General features: G+C 58.2%; 1 protein-coding gene and 2 pseudogenes. 2 read left to right on the top strand and 1 reads right to left on the bottom strand.

The window, feature by feature from the left end:
* Together HDG39_RS34490 and HDG39_RS34485 are read left to right on the top strand one after the other, a co-directional pair.
* Nucleotides 1–306: pseudogene (locus HDG39_RS34490) on the top strand (glycosyl hydrolase); the annotation flags it as partial.
* A 701-nt stretch (nt 307–1007) separates the two neighbouring features.
* A complete protein-coding gene (locus tag HDG39_RS34485; RefSeq protein ID WP_221305974.1) occupies nt 1008–1397 on the top strand; it encodes a hypothetical protein in 390 nt (129 codons plus the stop codon).
* 142 nt (nt 1398–1539) lie between these two features.
* On the opposite strand, the pseudogene HDG39_RS34480 reads toward HDG39_RS34485, so the two are convergent.
* Nucleotides 1540–1797, bottom strand: a pseudogene (locus HDG39_RS34480) (tyrosine protein kinase); the annotation flags it as partial.

The raw sequence follows: 1797 nt of genomic DNA, 5'->3' as shown, positions 1-1797 counted from the left end.
AGCAGCGGCGCGAAGCCGATCTGGCTGACCGAGACCAACAATGGCACCAACGGTACGGACGCCGGACAAACGGCCGCATTCAATCAGTTGAAGGTGCTGATGAACAACGGTTCGGTGGCAAAGGCGTTCTGGTATGTCGTGCGTAACGGCGATCCGGGCAACGGCGAAGGCGACGGTTATTCAATCTACGATTACGACCGTCACCTGATTTGTCCGCAGCTTGCCGCCGCTATTCAGGCCTATACCGCGAGCATCCCGCGAGCGCAGCGATTCCTATCGGGTCCCTACCTGACCCCGGTCAAGTGAAGGCGTCTAATTGCAATCGATGAGATGAACGCGAACGCCGACTTCGGCGTTTGCGTCATTTTGCTGTTCTGCCCTGCTCCAACGTGCTTGATGGTGTTGCAAAGAGGAAGCAGCGGACATCCGCAATGACGGCTGAATCATAAGAGGGCGATGAGACTAATTATCCTCCTTTGATCCTCTCGCGCGCGCAACGCAAAGCGCACACGCAAAGACCCCAATCGCCACGCCGATCAGCAGACAGGCGGCATGCGTCAAGAAAGTTACCATCTTCCACTCCCTTTACGACCACATCGAATTTTTGAGAAGTTGAACAGCATGATGTCATCGGTGGCGTAGCTATGGCTTGGGATCTTCCCTAGCGGCACCGGACAGTGTGATGAAGGCGATCCAAAGTCCGGCAGAGATTGACGAGGGCGCAGTGTCCCGCTTGCGGATGGATGCCGACCTAATAGTCGAACTCACTATACCACGGGTTTAGCCACGCTTTCGGCGCCAAACTCCAGAATGGCAACCGCATTGCATCGCCGGCGGCGCGCGGGTTCAGAAGACCGTGACGTACGAAAATAGCCGACGCGGTAGGCGAGCGCGAAGATGCCGGCGTCGCGATGGACGAAGATCATTAGCATCAAAATGGCAGACGCCGGCCGGCACAAACAGGGAGGCCGGAAAGATCCCGCCATAGATGAAGACGCCGGTGCCCCGTGCGCTCAGCTTTCAAAAGCACCATCGCGCAGATGAAGTGCCCGGCGAACGCAGTGATCGGTAAGAAACGGACCGTGGCGATCTTCGTGTACTTCCTTTCGCTGGTCAGCGCTTCACGCAGCGTCTATTGCAGAAACACGCCGGATGCGAGGGCGATCACCGGAATCGAATCGGAGGGGCCGGAAATGGTCGTGGCCACCAAGCGCGGGGCCGATCGGAACGGCGACGGCGCTGGAACTCCTTGTTGCACGCACGGCTTGAGCCTTGTCCACCGCCATGCATGCAACCTCCAGACGCAAGCCGATCACCGAGCCGATAAAAAGACCACCAGCCATGAGCTGGCTGAAGTACCCGAGAGCCGTCGGCCCGCCGAACTTCCCGATCAATAGAATCGAAACGAAATTGAGCGCCTGACTCAGTACAACTCCAGCGACACTGACGAATGAGTCTTTGATATCTGCGAATCATCCACGCCGAAAGTCGGCTGATTTTTCATCGCTATTCGTGACGATGGCCCTCGCGCCGTGAAGGCTAGTCTTTTTTTGTCTCTCCGCTGGCCGGCAGTGCATCGAGATAGGAAGCACTGCGATAGAGGCCTGCGCGCGCGCCCAGACTATAGCGATAGACATCCGTATCGATCGCGTTGAAGATCACGCCCTTCACCCGGGCATTCGCCTGCTTGAGCTGCGCGGTCGCCTCCAGCACCTGCGCAATGGAAGTGGTCTCGAAGCGGGTCACCAGCAGCACGGTGCCGCAGCTATCCGCAAGCGCGGTCGCGTCGGATACGGC

The organism is Paraburkholderia lebeckiae (assembly GCF_014201005.1).
GTDB lineage: Bacteria > Pseudomonadota > Gammaproteobacteria > Burkholderiales > Burkholderiaceae > Paraburkholderia > Paraburkholderia tuberum.
Note: the sequence above shows the minus strand (reverse complement) of the source record. Positions and strands in the feature narration are given on the sequence as shown.